At 61.2% G+C, this 2,337-nt stretch carries 3 protein-coding genes; all 3 read left to right on the top strand.

From position 1 onward, the window contains the following. Nucleotides 1-2: 2 nt before the first annotated feature. Nucleotides 3-464, top strand: coding sequence for an NADH-quinone oxidoreductase subunit NuoE (gene nuoE, locus ACIQVE_RS29495; RefSeq protein WP_402815464.1), 462 nt, complete (start codon nucleotides 3-5; stop codon nucleotides 462-464). Continuing rightward, the gene (nuoF, locus tag ACIQVE_RS29500) at nucleotides 461-1,816 is read left to right on the top strand and encodes an NADH-quinone oxidoreductase subunit NuoF (protein ID WP_402815466.1); all 1,356 of its coding nucleotides are present in this window, start codon (nucleotides 461-463) and stop codon (nucleotides 1,814-1,816) included. The genes nuoE and nuoF overlap by 4 nt, the downstream gene beginning before the upstream one ends. A 135-nt stretch (nucleotides 1,817-1,951) precedes the next feature. Beyond that, nucleotides 1,952-2,337: 2Fe-2S iron-sulfur cluster-binding protein (locus ACIQVE_RS29505; RefSeq protein ID WP_402815468.1), on the top strand; the 386-nt coding region annotated here is incomplete at its 3' end.

The raw sequence follows: 2,337 nt of genomic DNA on the forward strand, positions 1-2,337 counted from the left end.
CCTTGAGTGAAACCGAGCGCTCGGCCATCGAGCACGAGCTGCATCACTACGAAGACCCGCGCGCGGCGTCGATCGAAGCCCTGAAGATCGTTCAGAAGGAACGTGGCTGGGTGCCGGATGGCGCCCTGTACGCGATCGGCGAGATGCTCGGCATCCCGGCCAGCGACGTTGAAGGGGTGGCGACGTTCTACAGCCAGATCTTCCGTCAGCCAGTCGGCCGTCACATCATTCGCGTCTGCGACAGCATGGTCTGCTACATCGGCGGCCACGAGTCGGTGGTCAGCGAAATCCAGAACAATCTGGGCATCGGCTTGGGTCAGACCACCACCGACGGTCGTTTCACCCTGCTGCCTGTCTGCTGCCTCGGCAACTGCGACAAGGCGCCGGCGCTGATGATCGACGACGACACCTTTGGTGATGTGCAGCCTGCTGGCGTCGCCAAACTGCTCGAGGGCTACGTATGACCCTGACATCTTTCGGCCCGGCCAACCGCATCCAGCGTTCGGCCGAGACTCACCCGCTGACCTGGCGCCTGCGTGACGACGGCGAAGCCGTGTGGCTCGACGAGTACCAGGCCAAGAACGGTTACGCCGCAGCGCGCAAAGCCTTCGCCGACATGAGCCAGGACGACATCGTCCAGACCGTGAAAGACGCAGGCTTGAAAGGTCGCGGCGGTGCAGGCTTCCCCACGGGTGTTAAGTGGGGCCTGATGCCCAAAGACGAATCCATCAACATCCGCTACCTGCTGTGCAACGCGGATGAAATGGAGCCGAACACCTGGAAAGACCGCATGCTGATGGAGCAACTGCCCCATCTGCTGATCGAAGGCATGCTGATCAGTGCTCGCGCGCTGAAAACCTACCGTGGCTATATCTTCCTGCGCGGCGAGTACACCACCGCCGCCAAGCACCTCAACCGTGCCGTGGAAGAAGCCAAGGCGGCGGGCCTGCTGGGCAAGAACATCCTGGGCAGCGGCTTCGACTTCGAGCTGTTCGTCCACACTGGCGCCGGGCGTTACATCTGCGGCGAAGAAACCGCACTGATCAACTCCCTCGAAGGCCGCCGCGCCAACCCGCGCTCTAAGCCGCCCTTCCCTGCCGCTGTTGGTGTGTGGGGCAAGCCGACTTGCGTGAACAACGTTGAAACCCTGTGCAACGTGCCGGCAATCATTGGCGACGGCGTTGACTGGTACAAATCGTTGGCCCGTGAAGGCAGTGAAGACATGGGCACCAAGCTCATGGGCTTCTCCGGCAAGGTCAAGAACCCTGGCCTGTGGGAATTGCCATTCGGCGTCACCGGTCGCGAGTTGTTCGAAGACTACGCCGGCGGCATGCGCGACGGTTTCAAACTCAAGGCCTGGCAGCCAGGCGGAGCCGGTACCGGTTTCCTCCTGCCAGAACACCTCGACGCACAAATGTATGCCGGCGGCATTGCTAAAGTGGGCACCCGTATGGGTACCGGCCTGGCGATGGCGGTGGATGACAGCGTCAACATGGTCTCGCTGCTGCGCAACATGGAACAGTTCTTCGCCCGCGAATCCTGCGGTTTCTGCACCCCGTGCCGTGATGGTTTGCCATGGAGCGTCAAGCTCTTGATGGCCATCGAACAGGGCAAGGGTCAGCCAGGCGACATCGAAACCCTGCTGGGTCTGGTCAACTTCCTCGGCCCGGGCAAAACCTTCTGTGCTCACGCACCGGGTGCCGTGGAGCCGTTGGGCAGTGCCATCAAATACTTCCGTCCAGAGTTCGAAGCCGGTATCGCGCCTGTCAGCGCCGCCGTCCCGCCTCTGGCAAGGCCGATCGTAATCGGCGCGTAAACGCTTAATAAAGGTGAAGGGCCCATGCTCTTCACCTCCTGCGATGACGCCTTTCGAGGCTGGTTTGATTCGCACGGATAACAAGATTCCATTAGCCACGCCCGCTGACACCGGGCCAACGAAGACCTTTGAACCATGGCCACTATCCACGTAGACGGCAAAGCGCTCGAAGTCGACGGGGCAGACAACCTGTTACAGGCATGTCTGTCGCTGGGCCTCGACATTCCATATTTCTGCTGGCACCCCGCGCTAGGTAGCGTCGGGGCTTGCCGCCAGTGCGCGGTCAAGCAGTACACCGACGAGAACGACACCCGTGGTCGCATCGTCATGTCCTGCATGACGCCCGCCACCGACAACACCTGGATCTCCATCGAAGATGATGAATCCAAGGCGTTCCGCGCCAGTGTTGTTGAATGGCTGATGACCAACCACCCGCACGACTGCCCTGTGTGCGAAGAAGGCGGTCATTGCCACCTGCAAGACATGACAGTGATGACCGGCCACAACGAGCGCCGTTATCG

This window comes from Pseudomonas sp. NPDC098747 (genome assembly GCF_044760045.1).
Taxonomy (GTDB): Bacteria; Pseudomonadota; Gammaproteobacteria; order Pseudomonadales; family Pseudomonadaceae; genus Aquipseudomonas.